Annotated in this window: 18 protein-coding genes; 8 read left to right on the plus strand and 10 right to left on the minus strand. The window is 67.8% G+C overall.

The features are described from left to right. Positions 1 to 17 precede the first annotated feature (17 nt). The 5 genes from ABIC66_RS12435 (at position 18) to chrR (ending at position 4,009) form a co-directional block, all read left to right on the plus strand. Complete coding sequence (locus ABIC66_RS12435) at positions 18 to 1,364, plus strand: NAD(P)/FAD-dependent oxidoreductase (RefSeq protein WP_354070592.1); 1,347 nt, start codon at positions 18 to 20, stop codon at positions 1,362 to 1,364. Then, the gene (locus ABIC66_RS12440; protein WP_354070593.1) at positions 1,364 to 2,143 is read left to right on the plus strand and encodes a DUF1365 domain-containing protein; all 780 of its coding nucleotides are present in this window, start codon (positions 1,364 to 1,366) and stop codon (positions 2,141 to 2,143) included. Before ABIC66_RS12435 ends, ABIC66_RS12440 begins: the two co-directional genes overlap by 1 nt. A 56-nt stretch (positions 2,144 to 2,199) precedes the next feature. Beyond that, complete coding sequence (locus ABIC66_RS12445) at positions 2,200 to 2,670, plus strand: lipocalin family protein (RefSeq protein WP_354070594.1); 471 nt, start codon at positions 2,200 to 2,202, stop codon at positions 2,668 to 2,670. Between the two features lie 104 nt (positions 2,671 to 2,774). Continuing rightward, positions 2,775 to 3,368, plus strand: coding sequence for a sigma-70 family RNA polymerase sigma factor (locus tag ABIC66_RS12450; protein ID WP_354070595.1), 594 nt, complete (start codon positions 2,775 to 2,777; stop codon positions 3,366 to 3,368). Beyond that, positions 3,365 to 4,009, plus strand: coding sequence for a cadmium/peroxide/UV radiation responsive anti-sigma factor ChrR (chrR, locus tag ABIC66_RS12455; protein ID WP_354070596.1), 645 nt, complete (start codon positions 3,365 to 3,367; stop codon positions 4,007 to 4,009). The genes ABIC66_RS12450 and chrR overlap by 4 nt, the downstream gene beginning before the upstream one ends. 160 nt (positions 4,010 to 4,169) lie before the next feature. Here chrR and ABIC66_RS12460 read toward each other — a convergent pair whose 3' ends face one another. From ABIC66_RS12460 to ABIC66_RS12470, 3 genes are all read right to left on the minus strand, one after another. Then, a complete protein-coding gene (locus ABIC66_RS12460; RefSeq protein ID WP_354070597.1) occupies positions 4,170 to 6,569 on the minus strand; it encodes a membrane-bound PQQ-dependent dehydrogenase, glucose/quinate/shikimate family in 2,400 nt (799 codons plus the stop codon). Positions 6,570 to 7,156: 587 nt separating this feature from the next. Then, the gene (locus ABIC66_RS12465; RefSeq protein ID WP_354070598.1) at positions 7,157 to 8,371 is read right to left on the minus strand and encodes a DUF2252 family protein; all 1,215 of its coding nucleotides are present in this window, start codon (positions 8,369 to 8,371) and stop codon (positions 7,157 to 7,159) included. A 71-nt stretch (positions 8,372 to 8,442) separates the two neighbouring features. Beyond that, entirely contained in the window at positions 8,443 to 9,303 is an 861-nt protein-coding gene (locus ABIC66_RS12470) for a DUF1206 domain-containing protein (protein ID WP_354070599.1), read from the minus strand. 312 nt (positions 9,304 to 9,615) lie between these two features. Here ABIC66_RS12470 and ABIC66_RS12475 point away from each other — a divergent pair, with 312 nt between their 5' ends. After that, positions 9,616 to 10,518, plus strand: a complete 903-nt coding sequence (locus ABIC66_RS12475) for an NAD(P)/FAD-dependent oxidoreductase (RefSeq protein ID WP_354070600.1) — start codon at positions 9,616 to 9,618, stop codon at positions 10,516 to 10,518. A gap of 248 nt (positions 10,519 to 10,766) precedes the next feature. Continuing rightward, positions 10,767 to 10,931: a hypothetical protein gene (locus tag ABIC66_RS12480; protein WP_354070601.1), complete on the plus strand. Its 165-nt coding sequence runs from the start codon at positions 10,767 to 10,769 to the stop codon at positions 10,929 to 10,931. Between the two features lie 285 nt (positions 10,932 to 11,216). Here the strand turns inward: ABIC66_RS12480 and ABIC66_RS12485 are convergent, their stop codons facing one another. The 3 genes from ABIC66_RS12485 to ABIC66_RS12495 form a co-directional block, all read right to left on the minus strand. Then, positions 11,217 to 12,197, minus strand: coding sequence for an AraC family transcriptional regulator (locus tag ABIC66_RS12485; protein WP_354070602.1), 981 nt, complete (start codon positions 12,195 to 12,197; stop codon positions 11,217 to 11,219). A 130-nt stretch (positions 12,198 to 12,327) separates the two neighbouring features. After that, entirely contained in the window at positions 12,328 to 13,296 is a 969-nt protein-coding gene (locus ABIC66_RS12490) for an alpha/beta hydrolase family protein (RefSeq protein ID WP_354070603.1), read from the minus strand. A gap of 281 nt (positions 13,297 to 13,577) precedes the next feature. After that, positions 13,578 to 13,841, minus strand: coding sequence for an MBL fold metallo-hydrolase (locus tag ABIC66_RS12495; RefSeq protein ID WP_354070604.1), 264 nt, complete (start codon positions 13,839 to 13,841; stop codon positions 13,578 to 13,580). Positions 13,842 to 14,103: 262 nt separating this feature from the next. Between ABIC66_RS12495 and ABIC66_RS12500 the strand changes: the two genes are divergently transcribed. Continuing rightward, positions 14,104 to 15,729 (plus strand): tetratricopeptide repeat protein, encoded by a 1,626-nt coding sequence (locus tag ABIC66_RS12500; RefSeq protein ID WP_354070605.1) that lies wholly within the window; start codon positions 14,104 to 14,106, stop codon positions 15,727 to 15,729. A 37-nt stretch (positions 15,730 to 15,766) separates the two neighbouring features. Here ABIC66_RS12500 and guaA read toward each other — a convergent pair whose 3' ends face one another. The 4 genes from guaA to guaB are packed head-to-tail and all read right to left on the minus strand — an operon-like array spanning position 15,767 to position 20,497. Next, positions 15,767 to 17,326, minus strand: coding sequence for a glutamine-hydrolyzing GMP synthase (guaA, locus tag ABIC66_RS12505; RefSeq protein WP_354070606.1), 1,560 nt, complete (start codon positions 17,324 to 17,326; stop codon positions 15,767 to 15,769). Between the two features lie 31 nt (positions 17,327 to 17,357). Next, the gene (locus ABIC66_RS12510) at positions 17,358 to 18,635 is read right to left on the minus strand and encodes an RsmB/NOP family class I SAM-dependent RNA methyltransferase (protein ID WP_354070607.1); all 1,278 of its coding nucleotides are present in this window, start codon (positions 18,633 to 18,635) and stop codon (positions 17,358 to 17,360) included. Further along, the gene (locus ABIC66_RS12515; RefSeq protein WP_354070608.1) at positions 18,635 to 19,030 is read right to left on the minus strand and encodes an MAPEG family protein; all 396 of its coding nucleotides are present in this window, start codon (positions 19,028 to 19,030) and stop codon (positions 18,635 to 18,637) included. The genes ABIC66_RS12510 and ABIC66_RS12515 overlap by 1 nt, the downstream gene beginning before the upstream one ends. A gap of 3 nt (positions 19,031 to 19,033) precedes the next feature. Further along, complete coding sequence (gene guaB / locus ABIC66_RS12520) at positions 19,034 to 20,497, minus strand: IMP dehydrogenase (protein ID WP_354070609.1); 1,464 nt, start codon at positions 20,495 to 20,497, stop codon at positions 19,034 to 19,036. Positions 20,498 to 20,551: the final 54 nt, after the last annotated feature.

Consider the following 20,551-nt stretch of genomic DNA (forward strand, 5'->3'; position numbering starts at 1 on the left):
CAGCCCCGGAGCCATCCATGCCGCACGGCCAGTCTCCCGCTCGCCCTCCCCGCGCCTGCCGGCTGCGGATCGCCGTCGTTGGCGCCGGGATCTCAGGGCTTTCATGCGCGTGGCTGCTGAGCGGCGAGCACGACGTGACACTCTACGAGGCCGAGGACCGCCTGGGCGGACACGCCAACACGGTCGAAGCCGGCGGTGTGGCGGTGGACACGGGTTTCATCGTCTACAACGAGGTGAACTATCCCAACCTGACCGCGCTCTTCGACCACCTCGCCGTGCCGACCAAGCCGGCCGACATGTCCCTGGCGGTGTCGTTGGACGAGGGCGAGCTGGAGTATGGCAGCAAGAGCCTGGCATCGCTCTTCGCCCAGCCGAGCATCCTGCTGCGCCCACGCTTCTGGTCGATGTTGCGCGATCTCAACCGCTTCTACCGGACCGCGCCGGGCCATCTGGCGACGCTCGACCCAGTCATCTCGCTGAGCCAGTACTTGAAGGATCAGGGCTATGGCGCGGCCCTGCGACAGGATCATCTGTTGCCTATGGCCGCGGCCATCTGGTCGGCCAGCATCGAGGGTGTCGGCGACCATCCGGCCGCGGCCTTCATCCGCTTCTTCGAAAACCACGATCTGCTGCGGTTCATCGGACGGCGCAGCTGGCGCACGGTCAACGGCGGCAGCCGGGTCTATGTCGAGGCGCTGGCCAAGGCCTTCTCCGGAGACATCCGCCGAAACGCGCCCGTCACCCGCGTGCGGCGCACGCCCACGGAGACGATCGTCGAGGACGCCGCGGGCGGCTGGCAGGCCTTCGATCATGTGGTGATCGCCGCCCACGCGCCGCGCGCCCTGGCCCTGCTGGATGAACCCTCGGCCGAGGAGCGCGCGTTGCTTGGCGCCTTTCGCTACACGCCCAACACCGCGGTCCTGCACGGCGACGTGCGGCTGATGCCGCGCCGCCGGCGGGCCTGGGCGAGCTGGAACCATCTTGGCCGACGCGACGATCCGGCGGCCGGCTGCGTCACCTACTGGATGAACCACCTGCAAGGCCTGCCCCGGCGCCCGCCCCTCTTCGTAACGCTCAATCCGCACATCGCGCCCGATCCCGACCTCACCTACAGCACGCACGCCTACGACCACCCCCATTTCGACGCCGCGGCCCTGACCGCCCAGAAGTCACTCTGGTCGCTGCAGGGCGCGCGACGCACCTGGTTCTGCGGCGCCTATTTCGGCGCGGGCTTCCATGAGGACGGACTGCAGGCAGGCTTGGCGGTCGCTGAACAGCTCGGCGGGGTGCGCCGTCCCTGGACGGTGGCGGGCGAGAGCGGCCGCATCACCTTGGCGCGGCCCTCGCTCGCGGAGGCCGCCTGATGAGCGCGTCGGCGATCTATAGCGGTCCGGTGTTCCACAAGCGCGCGCGGCCCCGCGCCCACGCGCTTCGCTATCGGATCTTCATGCTCCTGCTCGACCTGACCGAGCTCGACGATCTTTTCGCCCGTCTTCGCTGGCTGCGCCGTGGACGCGTGGGTTTGGCGTCGTTCGATACCCGCGACCATGGCGATCATCGCGGCGGAGACCTTCGGACCTATGTCGCCGAGCGCCTGGTCGAGGCGGGACTTGAGCCGGGCGGGCCAGTGCGCCTGCTGTGCATGCCGAGGATCTTCGGCTATGGGTTCAACCCTTTGAGCCTGTATTTCTGTCATGGCCGCGACGGCCGCCTGAACGCGATTCTCTACGAGGTGCGCAACACCTTCGGCCAGGACCACGGCTATATGATCGCCGTCCCTGAAGAAGATGGTCCGCTCCATCAGACCGCGCCTAAGCGCTTCTTCGTCTCGCCCTTCATGGACATGGACCTGACCTATCGCTTCACGGTCTCGCCGCCGTCCGAGACGATCGCGGTGCGGGTTGAGGTCCTGGACGCCGGCGGCGTGGTGCTCACCGCGGGGTTCGCCGGCAAGCGCTCGCCGCTCACCGACGCTGGCCTGCTGTCGGCTCTTGTCCGTCATCCGCTGCTCAGTTTTGGCGTCGTGGCGGCGATCCACTGGGAAGCGTTGAAGATCTTCGCCAAGGGCGTCCGCCTACGCCCACGCCCGCCCGCGCCTGCTCATCTCATCACCCATGGCGAAGCCCTGAGGCCGGGACAATGACCTTGCGAACCCTCCTCCCCCTTCTCCTCGCCGCCCTCCTCGCCGCAACGCCGGCCATGGCCGAAACGGCGCCCCAGCCCCGGCGGGTGGTCGAGATCGAGCGTTTCATGGGCCGTTGGTACGAAATTGTCCGCACGCCCAACAGCCGCCAGCGCAACTGCCACGGCGCCTATCAGGTCTGGGCGCGGAAGCGCGACGGGTCTTTCGACATCGACCAGGTCTGTCACGCTGGCGACCGCAATGGCCCGGCTCGCCATGTCGACACCGCCGCCAAGATCGTGGACCCGGCCACCAACGCCAAGTTCGAGGCCAGCTTTTTCGGCGGCCTGATCCGTCGGCAGTACTGGGTCATCGACCGCGCTGACAGCTATGGCTGGATGATCGCCAGCACCGCGGACGGCAAGTTCGTGGCGCTGCTGGCGCGCACGCCCGGACTGCCGCCTGCTCAGCAGGCGGCGCTGAAGACCCGCATGCGCGAACTCGGCTTCGACAACGCGCTCGAGGACGTGGGCGCGGCCCCGCCATGAGTCCGCCAGGACGGGTTTCAGCAAAAAATCTGGCCCAAGCCCCAACGCCGATCCATCCACCGGCCCGCCCGCGCCGTATAAGGGTCATGCATGCGACTCGAACCATGCCCGTCCAACGAAAGGCCACCGCCTTGGTGAGCCCCTCGCCGCGCGACTTTGGCGCGCTGATCGCCCGCATCGCCGAGAACCAGGACCGCGTGGCGTTCATCGAGGTCTTCAACCACTATGGGCCGCGCGTCAAAGCCCTGCTGGTCAAGAGCGGAACCCCGCCCGCCGCGGCCGAGGAACTGACGCAAGAAGCGATGCTGGCAGTCTGGCGCAAGGCCGCCTCTTACGATCCGGCGCGCGCGTCGGTGGCGGCCTGGATCTTCACGATCGCGCGCAATCTGAGGAGCGACACGCTGCGCCGGGGATCCTCGGCGCTCCACACCTTCGACGCCACCTTCGGGGCCGAGGCGCCGGCCCAGCCGGACACGATCTTGAGCGGCGCGCAAGACGGCGCCCGCGTCCGGGCCGCCATGCACAGCCTCAACCCCGACCAAGCCCAAGCGATCGAAATGGCATTTTACCAGGAACAGACCCACAGTCAGATTTCCCAGGCCCTCGGCGTGCCGCTGGGCACCGTCAAGGCCCGGATCCGATTTGGCATGATGAAGCTGCGAGCGTTCATCGAGTGTGAGACGCGAGGCCAGGCATGAACGTGCGCCGTCATCCCAGCGAAGAGCGCTTGCTGGCGTTCGAGGCCGGAACGTTGAGCGCGCCGGAGGCGGTTGTCGTCGCCACCCATCTAGCGATGCGACCCCAGACCCGCGCCTGGACACATCTGGCCCAGGCCGTGGGCGGCGCGGTTCTCGACGACCTGGCGCCGAGCGCGCTTGAGGACGGCGCCCTGGACGCGGTTCTGGCGCGCCTCGACGGCCCCGATCCGACGGCTGGCGTCGCAACGGCGCGGCCCAGCGCCGCCGATCACGACCTGCCGGCGCCGCTGCGCGGCTTCGAGTTGGGTCCGTGGCGCTGGGCCGGACCTGGTGTGCGCGTTCGCAATGTCCTGGGCCCGCGCGACGGAGATTGCCGGGTCATTCTGCTGCGCATCGCGCCGGGCCAGTCGGCGCCGCGCCATACACACGCGGGCGTGGAGCTGACCTGCGTGATCGAGGGCGCCTATGCGACCGAGGACGGCGTGTTCGAGCCGGGGGACTTCGAGGAGGCCGACCCCAGCGTACTCCATCAGCCGCGCGTGGTATCCGACTCGCCCTGCCTGTGCGTGGCGGCCCTGGACGGCCAGATCGTCTTACCCGGACGGTTGGGCAAGCTCCTGGCCCCCTTCGTGCGCCTCTAACCGGTCAGTTCATGGCCGCCAGGCTTTCCTCTATGCGCCAATTGCTGGCATTGGCGCACTTCCGGGAACGCGACGTTCGGTGCTCGAACGCCGCCCGTCGCAAGCTCAGTAACCCGATAGGTGGCCGCGATTTCAGCGTCGTCTGGACGCTCGCGTTCTGTCAGTGGTTCGGCAAAGCGTAGGCGATGATCGAGTCGCCAAGTTTGGTGCCCAGCGAGCTATGACCGCCGGCCACGATCACGACGAACTGGCGGCCGCTAGCGGGCGAGCGATAGGTCATCGGGGTCGCCTGTGCGCCGGCGGGCAGACGCGCGCGCCAGAGGACGTCGCCGGTTCTGACGTCGTAGGCGCGGACATAGTTGTCGATCGCCGACGACATGAAGGCCAGGCCGCTGGCGGTGATCATAGGTCCGCCTAGGCTGGGCACGCCCATCTTGAAGGGCAGCGGCAACGGTGTCTGGTCGCGCACGGTGCCATTCTTACGCTTGTAGACGACCTTGCCGGTCACCAGATCCAGGCCCGCGACATAGCCCCAAGGCGGAGCCTGACAGGGAAGTCCCAGCGGCGACAGGAACGGGTTCAGCTCGACCGCGAACGGCGCCCCACGGTTTGGATTATAGCCATGCTCGCTCGAACCCCTCAGGTCCGATCCGCCGCTCGGGCCGTTGCGATCGGCGCCGGCCTGGTTTCGAGGCACCAGGCGATCGACGAACCCCATGTAGTTGGGATGGGCGAAGGCGATCTGCCGTTCGGGGTCGATGGCCATGCCGCCCCAGTCCATGACCCCGAAGTTGCCGGGATAGACCAGCGAACCCTGGACCGATGGCGGGGTGTAGGGACCGTCGTAGCGCAATTGCCGGAACCTGATGCGACAGGCCAGTTGGTCAAGCATGGTCGCGCCCCACATGCCGCTTTCGCGGGCGCGCTCGGGCATCAGGGTCAGGCTGGAATGGGGCTGGGTCGGCGCCGTCCAGTCGCCTTGCGCCGCGCCTTGCGGCGCGAGGCGCTCGTCGACCGGATGGATCGGCCTGCCGTCGCGCCGGTCCAGGACGAAGATGTTGCCGGTCTTGGTCGATTGGACGAGCGCGGGAACACGGCCCTTGCCCGGGATGTCCAGATCGACGAGCGCGGGCTGGGCCGGCACGTCCATGTCCCACAGGTCGTGGTGGACGGTCTGAAACACCCAGCGCGCCCGTCCGGTGGCGATATCGAGCGCCAGGATCGAGGTGGCGAACCGCTCGGTCGTCTCGGGACGCCGGCCGCCCCATTGATCCACGGCGCCCATGCCCATCGGCACGTAGATCAAGCCTAAGGCTTGGTCGACGGCCGAGGTGCTCCAGCTGTTGGGCGAGGATTCGCTGTAGCGCTGGCCCGGCTTGAGGGGCGTGGTGTCGTCGGGTCGGCCCGGGTCGAAGTTCCAGACCAGATGACCGTCGCGGATATCGTAGGCGCGGATGACGCCGGACGGCATGTGGATCGACTTGTTGTCGTAGATGGCCCCGCCCAGCACGACGAGATCGCGGGTCACGAGAGGCGCGGAGGTGAACTGGTACCAGCCGCGCTCGTGCGGCGGCATGCCGGCCAGCGTATCGACCTGGCCGCCGCGGCCAAAGCCGGGACAGAGATGGCCGTTGCGCGCGTCGAGCGCGATCAGCCGTGCGTCGTTCGTCGCCATCAGAATGCGCTGAACGCAGGGCTCCCTCGCGCCCTCGGTGGCCGTGGGGCCATGGAAGGAAACCCCGCGGCAGGTGAGATGCTGCAGCCCTGCGGGCACGGCGATGTGCGGGTCGAACCGCCAGCGCGTCGCGCCCGTCTCGGCGTCGAGCGCCAGGACGATGTTGTGCGGCGTGCAGAGATAGACCGTGTCGGCCACCTTGATCGGCGTGACCTCGTAGGTCGTCTCCTCGGGATCGCCGGGCCGCTTGAGGTCGCCCGTGCGAACACGCCAGGCGACTTGCAGCTGGCCGACGTTCTCGGGCGTGACCTGCTTCAGCGGCGACCACTTGTCGCCCGCCCATGAACGGCCGTACGCGCTCCAGTCGCCCTCAGCCACGCCGCCGGGGTCGGCCGCCACCGTGCTCCGCACGTCGGGAAGGCGTCCTCGCAGGTCGTGGTCCGTGGCCATGGAGACTACCGCCACGATGCTGGCCGCGACCAGGGTCAGAGCGAGCGGCCCAACGCGCCATCGCCTGGGTTTGGCCTCGCCCGAACCGTCGCCGAGCTGGCGCGTCACCCAAGGCAGCAGAAGCAGCAGGCCGAGCGGGAAAAGAAGGTCGCCGCGCGGCGCCAGCTTCCACCAGTCAAAGCCGATTTCCACGATCGCCAAGACCAGGGTGACGGCGATGACCGCGGCGAACACATGGAGGGCGATGGCGCGTCGACGCCACAGCAGAACCGCTGTCGCAAGCAGGCTCGCTCCGGCCGCCGCATAGTATGGGCTGCCCTTCAACGCTAGCAACCACACGCCGCCGACTAGGTTGAAAAGGCCGAGCAAGCCAATCGCGACGGCGAGCGCGGCGATCAACGTCGGAGGTCTGCTGATGCCTGCAGGCTTGCTCATGGGACATCCGCTCCGATGCGCGATCGCCGTTCCCGCGACGACCAGGCGGGCGCCCACGTGCGGGCGCTGCCCTGACTACCCCATGCAACGAAGGACGTTCCAATTGGCTCCGGGTCTCGATCCTTGCCTGGCGCTGCCGGAAGCTAGCGGATCACGGCAGGGCCTCCGCGAAGCCATCCTGTCCGGCCGATCGGGATATCGCCTTGGTCGGTGCAGCCCGCCGGAAGCGCCTTCGGGTGGCGCGCAGTTTTCGGACGGTCAGCAGACGGCTTGGCGGCAATCCCGTAGCAACGCCGCACGTCTCCGAGGAGGCGATCGAAAGGAGGCAGGCCCGGACTAGTCCCGGCTCCGAGCCGCCCGCGCCTTTCGATACTCATCCGGACCGAGCCATGTCCGCGACCGCCCGTTGTGAACAGTCGCGGGATCATTGCCTTGCTCTAAAGAACTCAGCTCCCTCGTCCTACCGCCCGGACGCCGCAGATCGGCCGGATCGCGCCGAGACCTGGAGTTCGCGCCGCAAGCGCAACCGGAACGGATCCCAGTCGATTCCATCGTCAGCGGCCTTTCCTCCGGATCAAGACTGGACGTCACACCGCCAGGCCGAGCGCATAGCGCCGGCAATGCTCGAGATAGGCCGCCTCGTGGGCCGCGGTCAGTTCGACGACGCTGGACCACAGCCATGACGGCGCATCGAGTCCTCCGGTGCGGTTGCGCGCCAGTTCATCCAGCCAACTCCGGCGCGTGGGCTCGTCCATCTGACGACCATGGGCGTCACCAACCACCCGGGCCAGCGACTGGGCCGAAGCCATGGCTTCGTCCGGCGTGAGACCCATGAACTCGATCTTCATGTCCTGCGGCATCAGTTCGCGCACGATCACGGGCCTGCCGAGCAAGCGGCAGGCGGCCATCCGACCGCCTAGATTGGGCGACAGGGCGCGGGCTCCAGCCAAGATGCGCTCGGCATTGTCGCGCGGCATGTCGCCTTCTGGATCGCGCGGCGCGGCCGCCTTGACCGCCTCCTTGAGGTCCAGGAAGCAGATGTGCTCATCGCCATCGCCATTGTCGACGGCCAACAGGGCGGCGTAGCGCAGGCGACCCAGCGAGCTGCAGCCCTTCATCCAGTAGGCGGCGTCCAGCAGGCGCAGCTCGGCGCCGCGGTCGCGCGACTTTAGGCTGGTCACCAAGCCATGGATGGGCTCGCTGAGGCAAAGCTCCTCCAGTTCGCGGCGCTCGGCCCGGCTGACCGGCCAGAACCGCTTCCCGAAGGTGATCCTGGGCTCGATGCCCCGAAGGCGCTCGGCGGCGAGGTGTTTCCAGCTACGCTTCGACGCTTGCCGCAAGACCGCGCCGATCATCGGCGGATGGCGCGACTTGGCTTCGAAATCCTCGGCCAGGGCGGCCTCGTAGCCCTCGATCAGACCCTCGATCATCCGGGCGGTGACGACGCCGGGAAGATCCGAGCTGCGCGCGGCGGAGGCCAGCGACAGGCCCAGGCGAATAAGATCGTGGGCTGGATTGCCGATCACGGTCTGGTCAAGGTCGCGGATCTGGATGTCCACGCGGCCGCGAGCGTCGGCCAGGGGTCCGAGGTTGCCAAGGTGGCAATCGCCGCAGATCCAGATCGGCGGTCCGCCGGGCAGCTTTCCGGCGCTGGCGTCCAGCCACTCGTAGAACCTCACCGTGCTGCCGCGGACATAGGCATGGGCCGAACGGGCCATCTTCAGGTTTCGCGTGCGGGTCAGGATGGGACCGCGTTCCGATGGCCGAGGCGCGCGCCCCTTGCTCGAGCCGTTCTTGTCCATCTCGTCCCTGAAATCTGCACCGGCCTGCCGCAGCAAGCCACAACGGCGCGCGAGCGCGGCCGTTCCGTGGGCTAGGCCGCGCCATGGCTCTGATGAATTGGGGTGACTGGGCGGATACGTCGGAAGGCGGCCTCGACGAGGCCAAACAGACCGAACGCCAGCAGGCCGACGGCGATCATCGCCAGCATCCACTCGCCGAACGGCTGTCCCTCGAGAGCCTGCAGGGCGCCTGCCCAGCTGTGAGCGTCGCTGCTCCGGGTTTGCCATCCGGCGCGGGCCAGGAAGGCGCCGGTGGGCAGCGTCGCCAGCCCGCGTGCGCCATAGCCGATCCGACCCAGCACGACGACGCGCCGGCAAAGGCGTTCGCCGCAGTCCAGCCGCTTGCCGAAATCCTGCGCGAACCCCTGGACGATGTTGCCGACGCCCACGGCGAACATCAACGCGCCCGCCAGAAGCAGCAAGCCGTCACCGTGCGGCGTCGCCAGGAGCCGGCCGGCCAGGGCCTGGGCCGATCGTTCCTCGTCGGCCGCGCCGAAGTCCTCGAACTGGTCGCGCAACTCGAAGGCGCTGAAAGCGAGGGCGCCGTAGATCACGCCGCTGACAGCCTGGCCTAGGCGGATGGCCAACGCCTTGGCCGAACGCCCATGGCGGTCGGCGTCGAACACGGCCTGCAAAGCGCGCCAAGCCGCGAAGCCCAGGAGGCCGAAGCCGATCGCGCCGATCAGGATCGAACCCAACGGCCACTGGGACCATGTCGCCAGCAGGCCGCGCGCTCCGCGGGCCCTGGGTGTCAGGTCGAGGGCAGCCAGCAGGACAATTCCGCCGAGGCCGAGATAGACCAGCCCGCGCGCGGCATAGCCGCCGCGGGAAGCCCATTCGAGGACCGTCGCCAGGTCAAGGCGCTTCAGCAGAGCGGGCGCTTGGCGTCGCATCGTCAAAAAAGTCGAGTCGTGGTCGCGCAAGATGCCCTCTAGACGGCGACGCCGCCGCTCTCCCAGCAACGGTCCGACGGATGGCGCCGTTCCGTCTTCAAAGCGTACGACAGGCAACCGCGCGGGGTGTTCGGAGTTTGCTGACGGCCTAACGCGAGTTTCGCATGGCCTAGCCAGGATCACCTCGCACGTCAGCGTCAACGGCGACCGCATCGTGTGACCGCCCCGACCGAGGACGGGGTCGCGCGCCGCGCCCTGGTGGAGCCTCTATTGTCGGCCCTGCCCGACGCGGGCTTATCAAGGAGAGGCGTCATGGAACGGTTCGATACGATTATTGTAGGGGCCGGTCCGGCCGGTCTGACCGCCGCCACCTATCTGGGCCGCTTTCGCCGCAAGGTGCTGGTCCTCGACGGCGGCCGTCCGCGGGCGGCCTGGATCCCCCAAAGCCACAACACGCCCGGCTTTCCCAGCGGGATCGGCGGCCCGGCCCTCCTTCGGAACATGGCCGAGCAGGCCAGCCTCTACGGCGCGCAGCGTCGTGCCGCCGTCGCCCAGACGCTGGCGCGAACGGCCGACGGTTTCGAACTGCGGATTACCGACGCCGAGGGCGGCGAGACCGGGGTCTTGACGCCGTTCGTGCTCCTGGCCACGGGCGTCGTCGATCGCCTGCCGGCGCTCGACAACCTCGAGGCGGCGATCACCGCCGGCCGGGTTCGCATGTGCCCGATCTGCGACGCCTACGAGGCGATCGACCAACGCATCGCCGTACTCGGCGATGGGGATCTCGGCGCTCGTGAAGCCGCCTTCCTGCGCACCTATTCCTCGGACATCACCCTGCTGCACCTTGGCGCCCCCTCGTCTTTGGGAGAGTCGGCTGCGCTGGTGGCGCGCGGCGTCGCTATCAGATCGATCGCGCTGTCCCAACTCTCGGTGAACACCGATGGGCTCGAACTGGCCGGCCCGGACGGGCGCGCGTTCGATTGCCTCTATCTGGCCCTGGGCTGCGAGATGCAGAGCCGCCTAGCGGTCCGCTGGGGCGCGGCCCACGACGATGAGGGCAACCTGATCGTCGACGCCCATCAGCAGACATCGATCCACGGCCTCTACGCGGCCGGAGATGTCGTCCGCGGTCTCAACCAGATCGCCGTCGCCGCGGCCGAGGCGGCCATCGCCGCCACTGACATTCATAGACGCCTGAGAGCGGAAAGCGGCTGATGCAGCCCGTGCCGATACCGACGGCTCCGACGGATCTAAATCGGACCCGCGCCAATGGCCGGTGCTGGCCTGTCACCAAGGGGAGCACGTTCGGCCCCTAGTCATTGCCGAGGGGCGGGAAACCTGACCCCGCCTCGTGGATTGAACCATTCACACGAGTCAGCGCATCCGCGACGCTTGCGGCATGGCGGCTTGGCGGCTTGGCGGCATGGCGGCTTGGCGGCTTGGCGGCTTGGCGGCTTGGCGGCTTGGCGGGCAAGGACAGCAAGTTCTGTATCGACGAGCGGCTGCGCGAGAAGGAATTCGGCGTTCTCGACCGCCTAACCCGCGTGGGCATCGAGGCGCGGTTTCCCGAACATGCCGAGTTCCGTCGCCTGCTAGACAACCGGTCTTGGAACGTCTGGCTCGGGTGAGTACCGGCAGGCCTGAGCGCGGGCATGTCAGCGCGCGGCGCTGAGACCTTTCAAGCGGCTGCCTGGGGATCTCGCTCCACGGGGAGGCTGGCAAGCGGCTCGAAAGGCGGCTTGGCCTCTGGGATTGTTGGCGCGGAAATCGCCCTTGAAATCCCCGCCCGGCTGGCTGACGACTTAGTCCGGCTCGCATAAGGTCGGTTCAAGCCGTTGCGCGCCAGTCTGCGTTAGCCCCCAGGCCCGTATGCGCCAAGAGCTGACGTTGGCGTCCCTTCAGCAAGCGGACGTTCAGTGCAGCACCTCGGACGTCTGGGATTCCTGTCCAATTCCTGAGCGCCACTCGCCCGGCGAAACGCCCGCCCAGTCCTTGAAAGCCCGATAGAACGACGTGGTGTCCTGATACCCGAGCAGGTAGGTCACCTCGTCGATGTGAATGGCGGGATCGGCGAGCAACTGTTGACTGAGCTCGCGCCGCGCATCCGAGAGCAGCGTTCGAAACGTCGTGGCCTCATCGGTTATCCGTCTTTGCAGCGTACGTTCGCTCATCCCCAGATCCCGCGCCACGTGCGCCAACTCAGGGCGCCCGCTGGCCAGTGAGCGCTTGAGAACCGACTTCACGCGGTCGGCGATCGTGTGGCCTTCATGGATCTCCGCGAAGGCGGCCGCCAGACCCGGCGTGACGAGATCGAGAAACTCGGGACTGTGCCCGGGGAAGGGCGCGGCCAGGTCATCGGCGTGGAAGGTCATCGCGTTTCGAGCGGCCGCGAAGACCACAGGCGCGCCGTAGTAGTCCTGGAGTTCGCGGTTCGCCGGGTCGGCTCGCTGGTATTCAATCCGCACCGGGGTAATGCGCCTGCCGGTTCCTCGGCGTCCAAGCTCCAGCAGGAACATGAAGCTGAGGTCGACGGAGACCGCCGGCTCCGCTTCTGTGGCGAACGGCCATTCCTTGATGATCGTCCACCGCCCGTTCGCCTCCTCGATCCTGAAAACCTCGCAGGCGCCCATCCGTTTGAAGCGTTCGATCCGCTGAATGGCGTCCCGAAAATCCGACGCGTAGAGTGCGGAAATGAAGGCGGGCTGATGGCCGCAGCGATCGGCGCCGTCAAGCAGCCGCAGCGCCACCCCCGGGTCATCCGCGATCCTCTCTAGCGCCTTCCAGATCGCGAAGAGCTGGCGGGTGGAGAGTGTTGCCGAGGCGTCGAGATGCAGGCTGGCGGGCAGCCCCGCCGCGCGTAGCACCTTGGGCGGCTCCAGGCCGGCGCTGTGCATGGCCCGCCAGAGCGTCGGTGGAAACCGGCCTCGATCCGCCACTGGGGACGTCATGTCCGTAGCTCCTTGCCTATCATTCGCGCGAGTCCCTGGCCATGCGCCCAAGCATGGCCAGGAACGCGCTGTTCCGCTAGCGAAGCTCCACCCGCGCCTGTGACGGGGCATGGACCTGCAGGGCGGCGCGCGCGGCCGCCCAGGCGCGATCGTCGCCGTCGAAGGCCGAGCGCAAATAGGCCCAGGTCATGCGCAGGACGATCTCCAGGCGTTCGGGGTCCTCGTCGTCGGTCTCCTTGGCGTCATAGCCCGAAATGCCGCCGAGACCGTGCTTGCCGCCAAGGACGGTCATCAGCGCCTCGGCGCCGGGGCTGCAGTAGTAGGGGTCCGCGTGCCAGGACGGACCGCGGACCGTGAGGTGGGCCGAGGCGTCGTCGCTGCCGATCACGACCAGGCTCCGCGTGGTCATGTGGGAGAAGTCGGGGTTGAAGAAGCTGTAGTTTGTGGCGGCCATCTCGCTCAGACTGTCGCCGCCATTGCCAGGCGCGGTGAGAACCACACCCGCCATGATGCGGGGCTCCAGCATGTTGACGTCCTGAGCGTCTGGGTCTTTCGGATCGGTGAGCCGCGCACCCAGCAACATGCCGGCGGTCTGTCCGCCCATCGAGTGGCCGACAACCGCGACCTTGTCGCGGTCGAGTCGCCCCTTGAAGGCCGGCGCCGCGGCCTCGATCTCGTCGAGTTGATCCAGGATCAGGCTCATGTCTTCGACGCGTGAGCGCCAGAACAGCGGTCCTCCGGCCGAGCCTGTCGGCAGCCCCGCAACTTTGGAGTTCAGGTGCGTGGGCTGGATCACGACAAAGCCGCGCTCGGCATAGAAGTTGACCAGGGGACCATAGCCATCCTTCGAGGGGATGTAGTTCGACGGTCCGTGGCCGTGCGACAGGAGCACTATGGGCAGGGCCTCGCCCGAAACCGGCCCGGTGATGCGCAGCTCGAGCGGCAGGGCCCGGCCGGGCGCGGCCAGGGTGATCGGGCTGAACGATACCGTGGTCCCGGTGTCGCCGACCGGGATGTGACGCGCGTCGTTGATGAGGTTGTTCATGACTGCCTTCTCCAGGATCAGGGCGCCTCGGCGATCATCGAGATCGCCAGCGCCGATGAGGGGAAGTTAGGGCAGCGGAGAATTTGAACATTCACCGAGCGCGCCATTCGACTAGCAGACCGCGCCAACTCGTTATCGGACTGAGCCGTGTCGGCTTGCACGTTGCTGGGGCTCCCCGCCCAACCGATCCGAAACTTCCCGCCGCCGGCCGCGTCGCGCCAGTTGCGGAACTTGGCGTCCCGCCGGAAAGCGGACCTGCGCGGAGCTCGATACCCGTCCCTCTACGCCTTGGCGTCGAACACCAGCTGCGTCCCCACATACGATCGGAACATCTTGCTGGGCATGAGCCGGGTCGCCTCGGCGATGAACACCTCGCCGGTGCAGTGCATCGGGATGATGTAGGTCGAGTCCAGCTTGACGAACTCGGCGGCCGTCCGCCGCGCGTCGTCTTCGGTGCGGGGGCGCACCAGGTGGAACCCGCCGACCACGGCATGGACCTTATCGACGCCCGAGAGCGCCTGGGCCCGGCGAACGGTGTCGAGCACGCCCCGATGGCTGCAACACGAGACCACCACCAAGCGTCATCGCGCATCTCCAATCCAAGGCTGGCCGCGCCCCTTCCATGAAGCGGGCCTTCCGACCAGCTAAGTCGCGCCGCCTGCGCTCGCCCGCGCGCACTTGTGCCTGTCCACCGCGGCCTGCAAGCTGAGATGGAGGCGCCTTCTGCCGTTTGCCGTTGTCGCGGTGGACTTTTCGGCAAGCCCTAAGAGCCTAGTCCCCAACCTCTTATGCGAATGGCCAGGTGTCATGAGATCCAAGACCCTTCTCGCCGCGTCCCTGCTGACCGCGCTTGCCACCAGCCAGTCCTCCGCTCAGATAGTCGGGCATGACCATGCCGCCGTGGAGCGCCTAGGCAGCGTCAGCTTCGAGACCTCGTGCAACGCCGACGCCCAGCCTCGCTTCGATCGCGCCGTGGCCCTGATGCACTCCTTCCAGTTCGGCTCGGCGATCGACGGCTATCGCGCCGTGCTCGCGGCCGATCCCAGCTGCGCCATCGCCTACTGGGGCATTGCGCTGAGCAGCTGGAGCAACCCGTTCGCCGGCTTCAAGTCGCCCGCCCAGCTGAAGCAGGGCCTCGACGCGGTTCAGGCCGGCCGCGCCCTGAAGGCCAAGACCCCGCGCGAGCGGGACTATATCGAGGCGGTCGCGCACCTCTACACCGACGCCTCGACGCTGGACCAGGACGCCCGAACCGTCGCCTACGAACAAGCGATGGAGCGTCTGGCCGCCGCCTATCCCAAGGACACCGAAGCGCGGATCTTCTACGCCCTGGCTTTGGCGGCGGCCGCCGATCCCGCCGACAAGACTTACGCCAAGCAACTGAAGGCCGGCGCGATCCTGGAGACGCTGTTCGCCAAGTATCCCGACCATCCGGGCCTCGCCCACTACATTATCCACGCCTATGACGAACCGGCACTGGCGTCTCGCGCCGCCGAAGCAGCAAAGCGGTACGGCGCGATCGCGCCCTCGACGCCGCACGCCCTTCACATGCCCTCCCACACCTTCACCCGGATCGGCGACTGGCAGGCCTCGATCGACACCAACCTGGCCTCGGCGGCCTCGGCGCGGGCCGCCGGCCAGCCGGCCGACGAACTGCACGCCAGCGACTACATGATCTATGCCTACCTGCAGACTGGACAGGACAAGGCGGCCGGACAGCTGACCGAAGCGTCCGTCCAGGTCTTTTCGCGCTTCGATCCGGCCAAGGCCAACGGTGCGGCGCCAGCCTCGGCCGCCTATTACGCCCACGCCGCGATCCCGGCGCGCTACGCCCTTGAGCGCCGAAATTGGGCGAGCGCGGCGAAGCTCGAGCCGACACCCAGCCGCTTCCCCTACGCCGACTCGATCACCTATTTCGCTCGCGGCCTGGGCGCGGCGCATCTGAATGACGACGCCGGGGCGCGAGCGGCGATCGGGTCACTGGACCAGATCCACGACAAACTTACCCAGCAGGGCGAGGACTATTGGGCGCAGCAAACCGACATACAGCGACGGGCGGTAGCGGCGATCCTCGCCTTGAGCCAAGGGCGGGTCGCCGAGGCGCTGGCGGGCATGCGAGCGGCCGCGGACATCGAGGACAAGACCCAGCTGGCTTCCGTCACCCCAGGCCCTCTCGCGCCGGCCCGGGAGATGCTGGGCGACATGCTGCTGGAGCAAGGTCGCCCCGCCGAGGCGCTAGCGGCGTTCGAGGCGTCCCTTGTCCAGGAACCCAATCGCTTCTGGTCGCTCTGTGGCGCCGCCGAGGCCGCCAAACGCGCTGGCGACAGCCGCAAGGCCCGCGCCTATTTCGAAAAGCTCGTGGTGATGGCCCCGCATGCCGATCGACCCGAACGACCGCAGCTGGTCGAGGCGCGCCGATACCTAAACCCTTGAATGCGTCGCGCACGAAGTGCGGACATCCCGTCTACCGTCACTCCCATTCGATCGTGCCGGGCGGCTTGGACGTGACATCGTAGACGACCCGGTTGACCCCTCGCACTTCGTTGATGATCCGGGTGGCGGTCTTGCCCAGGACCGGCCAGGGGAACTCGAAGAAGTCGGCGGTCATGCCGTCGGTCGAGGTGACCGCGCGCAGGGCCAGGACATTCTCGTAGGTGCGGGCGTCGCCCATGACGCCGACCGTCTTCACGGGCAGCAGCACGGCGAAGGCTTGCCAGATCCGGTCGTAGAGGCCCGCGTTGCGGATCTCTTCCAGATAGATGGCGTCGGCGTCCTGCAGCACCTTGACCTTCTCGGGTGTTATCTCGCCCGGGATGCGGATGGCCAGGCCCGGGCCGGGGAACGGGTGGCGGCCGACGAACGCCGGGGCCAAGCCCAGCTCGACGCCCAGGGCGCGGACCTCGTCCTTGAAGAGCTCACGCAGCGGTTCGACCAGCTTCAGCTTCATGTAGTCCGGCAGGCCGCCGACATTGTGGTGGCTTTTGATCACGGCCGAGGGGCCGCCGCGGGCCGAGACGCTCTCGACGACGTCGGGATAGAGCGTGCCTTGCGCCAGGAACTCGGCGCCGTCGATCTTGGCGGCTTCCTTGTCGAACACCTCGATGAACAGGCGGCCGATGGTTTTGCGCTTGGTCTCCGGGTCGCTGACGCCGGCCAGTTCGCCCAAGAACATCTCGCCAGCGTCCACGTGGACCAGCGGGATGTTGTAGTGGTCGCGGAATAGAGTGACGACCTGGTCGGCCTCGTTTTTGCGGAGAAGACCTGTGTCGACAAACACGCAGGTCAGTTGGTCGCCGATCGCTTCGTGGATCAGGACGGCGGCCACCGAGCTGTCGACGCCGCCCGATAGGCCGCAGATCACCTTGCCGGTCCCGACCTGGTCACGGATCTTCTGGACCATCTCCTGGCGGAAGGCCGCCATGGTCCAGTCCCCCTTCAGCCCGGCCAGGGCCAGGAAGTTCTTGTAGATCCTCGAGCCGTTGACGGTGTGGACCACCTCGGGGTGGAACTGGACGGCGTAGATCTTCTTTTCGTCGTTGGCGATCGCGGCGAACGGAGCGCCGGTCGAGGTGGCGACGACCTCGAAGCCTTCCGGGATGGCGGTGACGCGGTCGCCGTGGCTCATCCAGACGGTTTCCAACTCGCCGACGCCGGCTAAGCCCTGGAACAGCGGGTTGACCTTGCCGATGGTCAGCTCGGCGCGCCCAAACTCCCCGGCATGGCCGCCCTCGACCTTGCCGCCCAGCACGTCGCACAGCAGCTGTTGGCCATAGCAGATGGCCAGCATCGGCAGGCCCAAGTCGAACAACTTGCGGCCGATGCGGGGACTATCCTCCTCCAGCACGCTGGCGGGGCCGCCCGAGAGGATGATGGCCGAGGGCTTGTAGTCGTCGACCAGGGCCTCGGCTTTGTCGAACGGATGGATCTCGCAATAGACACCGGCCTCGCGCACCCGGCGAGCGATCAACTGGGTCACCTGGCTGCCGAAGTCGACGATCAGGACGCGCTGGTGGTGGGTTTCAGTGGTCATCGGCGGGTCTCCAGCGGTCGGTCAGTTTCGGTCAAGGCGTGTAGGAGGCGCGCTCCAATACGGCGGCGAAGAAGCCGTCCGTCCCGGCGCGGTAAGGGGTCAGGCGCAGATAGCCTTCGGGCGTGACGTGCTCGACGCCCGGCAGGGCGATCGGCTTCACGGAGAATTCGGGGTGGCGATCGAGGAAGCCGGCGACCCTGTCCTCGTTCTCGTCGATCAACAGAGAGCAGGTGACATAGACCATGCGGCCGCCGGCCTTCACAAAAGTCGCGGCGTCTTCCAGCACGCTGTCCTGCTCGATCTGGCGCTTGGCCAGTTGGTCGGGCGACAGCCGCCACTTGGCGTCCGGGTGGCGGCGCCAGGTGCCCGCGCCGGTGCAGGGCGCGTCGACGAAGACGACGTCGATCTTGCCTTCCAGGCCCTTCAGCGGCGTGGCCTCGATCGGCGAGCGGATCTGCAGGTTGCGGACCCCTGCCCTCTGGCCGCGCCGGATGGTGTCGGCCAGACGCCGGGCGTCGCTGTCATGGGCGAAGATCTGGCCGGTGTTGCCCATGGCGGCGGCGAGCGCGAGCGTCTTTCCGCCCCCGCCGGCGCAGAAGTCCAGCACCTGTTTGCCCTTGACCTCGCCGGCCACGGCGGCGGCGATCTGCGAGCCCAGATCCTGCACCTCGAACCAGCCCTTGGAGAAGGCCGGAACCGCCTCAACCGACGGCGTGCGGTCGGCGGCGGCGGGCGCGGGGATGCGAAAGGCGTTGGGCAGGATCCCGGCCGGCGCGGCGTGGATTGGCGCCAGGGCCTTGGCGGCGCGCTCGGCGTCGGTCTTCAAGGTGTTGACCCGCAGGTCGACCGGCGCGCGCTCGGACAACGCCCGCATTTCCACGATCTGGTTGACGCCGAAGGTCCGGACCAAACGCTCTTCCAGCCAATCGGGGTAGTCGCCGGCCACCGGGGCCGGGGCGTCGTCCAGGGAAATGGGCGCGCCCAGGCGCTCACGCTCGGCGTCGGTCAGGGCTCCGAAACCGTGTTCCTCTCCCGCGGCTTCGGCGACACGGTCCGGGGTCCACTTCCAGATGAAAGCCAGCACACCCAGTACGACGCCGCGTGCGCTGGTGTCGCCCATCATCCAGCCTAGCGAGCGCTTGCGGCGCAGGGCGTCCAGCACCAAACCGGACACGAAGGCCCGGTCCTTGGAGCCGGCGTAACGCGCCGTCTCACCCCAGCGCTTCAGCGCCATCTTCACCGGAAAATGCCGCGTCTCGATCTCGGTGAGAACCTCGATCGCCGCCGAAACCCGCCCTCCGTCGCGCATCAGAGCACCAGGGCCGCGAGCAGTAGCAGTATCCCGACGAGGGAAGCCAACCAGACCAGGCTACGGGCCATCGGAACGCCGAACGCATAGAGCGGGACGTAGACCGCTCGCGCCACGACGTAGATCACCGCGCCGTAGGAGGTCAGCGCACCCAGGCGACCGCCGAGATAGTCGACAACCACCAGGGCCACGAAAAACGGAAACGTCTCGCGGAAATTGGCGAAGGCTCGTTCGAGCCTTCCAGCGACGCCGGTCAGCACGACGGGTTCGTCGCGCGGACCGATGTTCCACTTCAAGCCGCGCTGCGGCTGGGCGGCCGCGGCCGCCCACAGGAGGTGGATGATCCCGATGATCACCGCCACCGCCACCATCTGCAGCTCGAAGGCCATCCGCATCGGCTAGACCGCGCTCGGGTAGTTGGGCGCTTCCCGCGTGATCATCACGTCGTGGACGTGGCTTTCGCGCAGGCCCGCGCCGGTGATGCGCACGAACCTGGCGCGCTTCTGCAGCTCGGCGATGGTCGGCGCGCCGACATAGCCCATGGCCGCGCGCAGGCCGCCGACCAGCTGGTGCAGCACCGGCGAGATCGGGCCCTTGAACGGGGTCTGGCCCTCGATGCCTTCCGGCACGAGCTTGAAGTTGTCCGTGACTTCCTTCTGGAAGTAGCGGTCGGCCGAGCCACGGGCCATGGCGCCCACGGAGCCCATGCCGCGATAGCTCTTGTACGACCGGCCCTGGTACAGGAACACCTCGCCCGGCGCTTCTTCGGTGCCGGCGAACATCGAGCCCATCATGGCGGTCGAGGCCCCGGCCGCGATGGCCTTGGCCAGGTCGCCGGAATATTTGATGCCGCCGTCGGCGATGATCGGCACGCCGCTTTCGCGACCGGCGCGGACGGCTTCCATGATCGCGGTCAGCTGCGGCACGCCCACGCCCGCGACGATGCGGGTGGTGCAGATCGAGCCCGGGCCGATGCCCACCTTCACCGCGTCGGCGCCGGCGTCCATCAGGGCGCGGGCGGCGTCGTAGGTGGCGATGTTGCCGGCGACGATTTGGACGCGATTGGCTTCGCGCTTCAGGCGCGAGACGGCCTGGGCGACCTGACTGGAGTGGCCGTGGGCGGTGTCGATGACGACGACGTCGACGCCGGCGTCCACCAGGCCCATCGAGCGCTCGAAGCCGGCGTCGCCGACGGTCGAGGCCGCGCCGACCAGCAGGCGGCCCTTGTCGTCCTTGGCGGCCAGGGGGTGAGCCTGGGCCTTCTCGATGTCCTTCACCGTGATCAGGCCGACGGCGCGATAGGCCTCGTCGACGACGATCAGGCGTTCGATCTTGTGCTTGCGCAGCAGCTCCCGCGCTTCGGCCTGATCGACGCCTTCCGCGACGACGATCAGGTTCTCGCGGGTCATGATCGCCGAAGCCGGGACGCTGGCGTCGCCCTCGAAGCGCATGTCGCGATTGGTGACGATGCCGACCAGCTTGCCGCTGCCGCGCTCGACCACCGGGAAGCCCGAGATCTTGCGGCGGGCCGTGATCTCGCGGATCTCGGCCAGGGTGGTGTCGGGATGGATGGTCAGCGGGTTGATGACCATGCCGCTTTCGTAGCGCTTGACCTCGCGAACCTGGTCGGCCTGCTCCTCATTGGTGAGGTTGCGGTGCAGGATGCCCAGGCCGCCGGCTTGCGCCATGGCGATGGCGAGGCGGCTTTCAGTCACCGTGTCCATGGCGGCGGACACGAGCGGGATGTTCAGACTGATTTCACGCGTGAACCGGGTCTCGGTCGTCACCTGGGTGGGCATGACGTCGGACGGGCCGGGTTCGAGCAAAACGTCGTCGAAGGTAAGCCCTTCGCGAATCTCCATCGGAGTCTCCATTTTGCGGCGCGGATATAGCCGTGAGGCCGGCGGTTGTCGACC

This window comes from Caulobacter sp. 1776, assembly GCF_040545685.1.
GTDB lineage: Bacteria > Pseudomonadota > Alphaproteobacteria > Caulobacterales > Caulobacteraceae > Caulobacter.

What these genes read in the sequence shown, in the direction of transcription:
- ABIC66_RS12485 (WP_354070602.1), bottom strand. Translation starts at nt 12,197, where the DNA reads ATGCACAGCGCCGGCCTGGAGCCGCCCAAGGTGCTACGCGCGGCGGGG.
- ABIC66_RS12475 (WP_354070600.1), top strand. Translation starts at nt 9,616, where the DNA reads ATGGAACGGTTCGATACGATTATTGTAGGGGCCGGTCCGGCCGGTCTG.
- ABIC66_RS12490 (WP_354070603.1), bottom strand. Translation starts at nt 13,296, where the DNA reads ATGAACAACCTCATCAACGACGCGCGTCACATCCCGGTCGGCGACACC.
- ABIC66_RS12510 (WP_354070607.1), bottom strand. Translation starts at nt 18,635, where the DNA reads ATGCGCGACGGAGGGCGGGTTTCGGCGGCGATCGAGGTTCTCACCGAG.
- ABIC66_RS12500 (WP_354070605.1), top strand. Translation starts at nt 14,104, where the DNA reads ATGAGATCCAAGACCCTTCTCGCCGCGTCCCTGCTGACCGCGCTTGCC.
- ABIC66_RS12440 (WP_354070593.1), top strand. Translation starts at nt 1,364, where the DNA reads ATGAGCGCGTCGGCGATCTATAGCGGTCCGGTGTTCCACAAGCGCGCG.
- ABIC66_RS12435 (WP_354070592.1), top strand. Translation starts at nt 18, where the DNA reads ATGCCGCACGGCCAGTCTCCCGCTCGCCCTCCCCGCGCCTGCCGGCTG.
- guaA (WP_354070606.1), bottom strand. Translation starts at nt 17,326, where the DNA reads ATGACCACTGAAACCCACCACCAGCGCGTCCTGATCGTCGACTTCGGC.
- chrR (WP_354070596.1), top strand. Translation starts at nt 3,365, where the DNA reads ATGAACGTGCGCCGTCATCCCAGCGAAGAGCGCTTGCTGGCGTTCGAG.
- ABIC66_RS12460 (WP_354070597.1), bottom strand. Translation starts at nt 6,569, where the DNA reads ATGAGCAAGCCTGCAGGCATCAGCAGACCTCCGACGTTGATCGCCGCG.
- ABIC66_RS12515 (WP_354070608.1), bottom strand. Translation starts at nt 19,030, where the DNA reads ATGCGGATGGCCTTCGAGCTGCAGATGGTGGCGGTGGCGGTGATCATC.
- ABIC66_RS12450 (WP_354070595.1), top strand. Translation starts at nt 2,775, where the DNA reads ATGCCCGTCCAACGAAAGGCCACCGCCTTGGTGAGCCCCTCGCCGCGC.
- ABIC66_RS12445 (WP_354070594.1), top strand. Translation starts at nt 2,200, where the DNA reads ATGGCCGAAACGGCGCCCCAGCCCCGGCGGGTGGTCGAGATCGAGCGT.
- guaB (WP_354070609.1), bottom strand. Translation starts at nt 20,497, where the DNA reads ATGGAGATTCGCGAAGGGCTTACCTTCGACGACGTTTTGCTCGAACCC.
- ABIC66_RS12470 (WP_354070599.1), bottom strand. Translation starts at nt 9,303, where the DNA reads ATGCGACGCCAAGCGCCCGCTCTGCTGAAGCGCCTTGACCTGGCGACG.
- ABIC66_RS12465 (WP_354070598.1), bottom strand. Translation starts at nt 8,371, where the DNA reads ATGGACAAGAACGGCTCGAGCAAGGGGCGCGCGCCTCGGCCATCGGAA.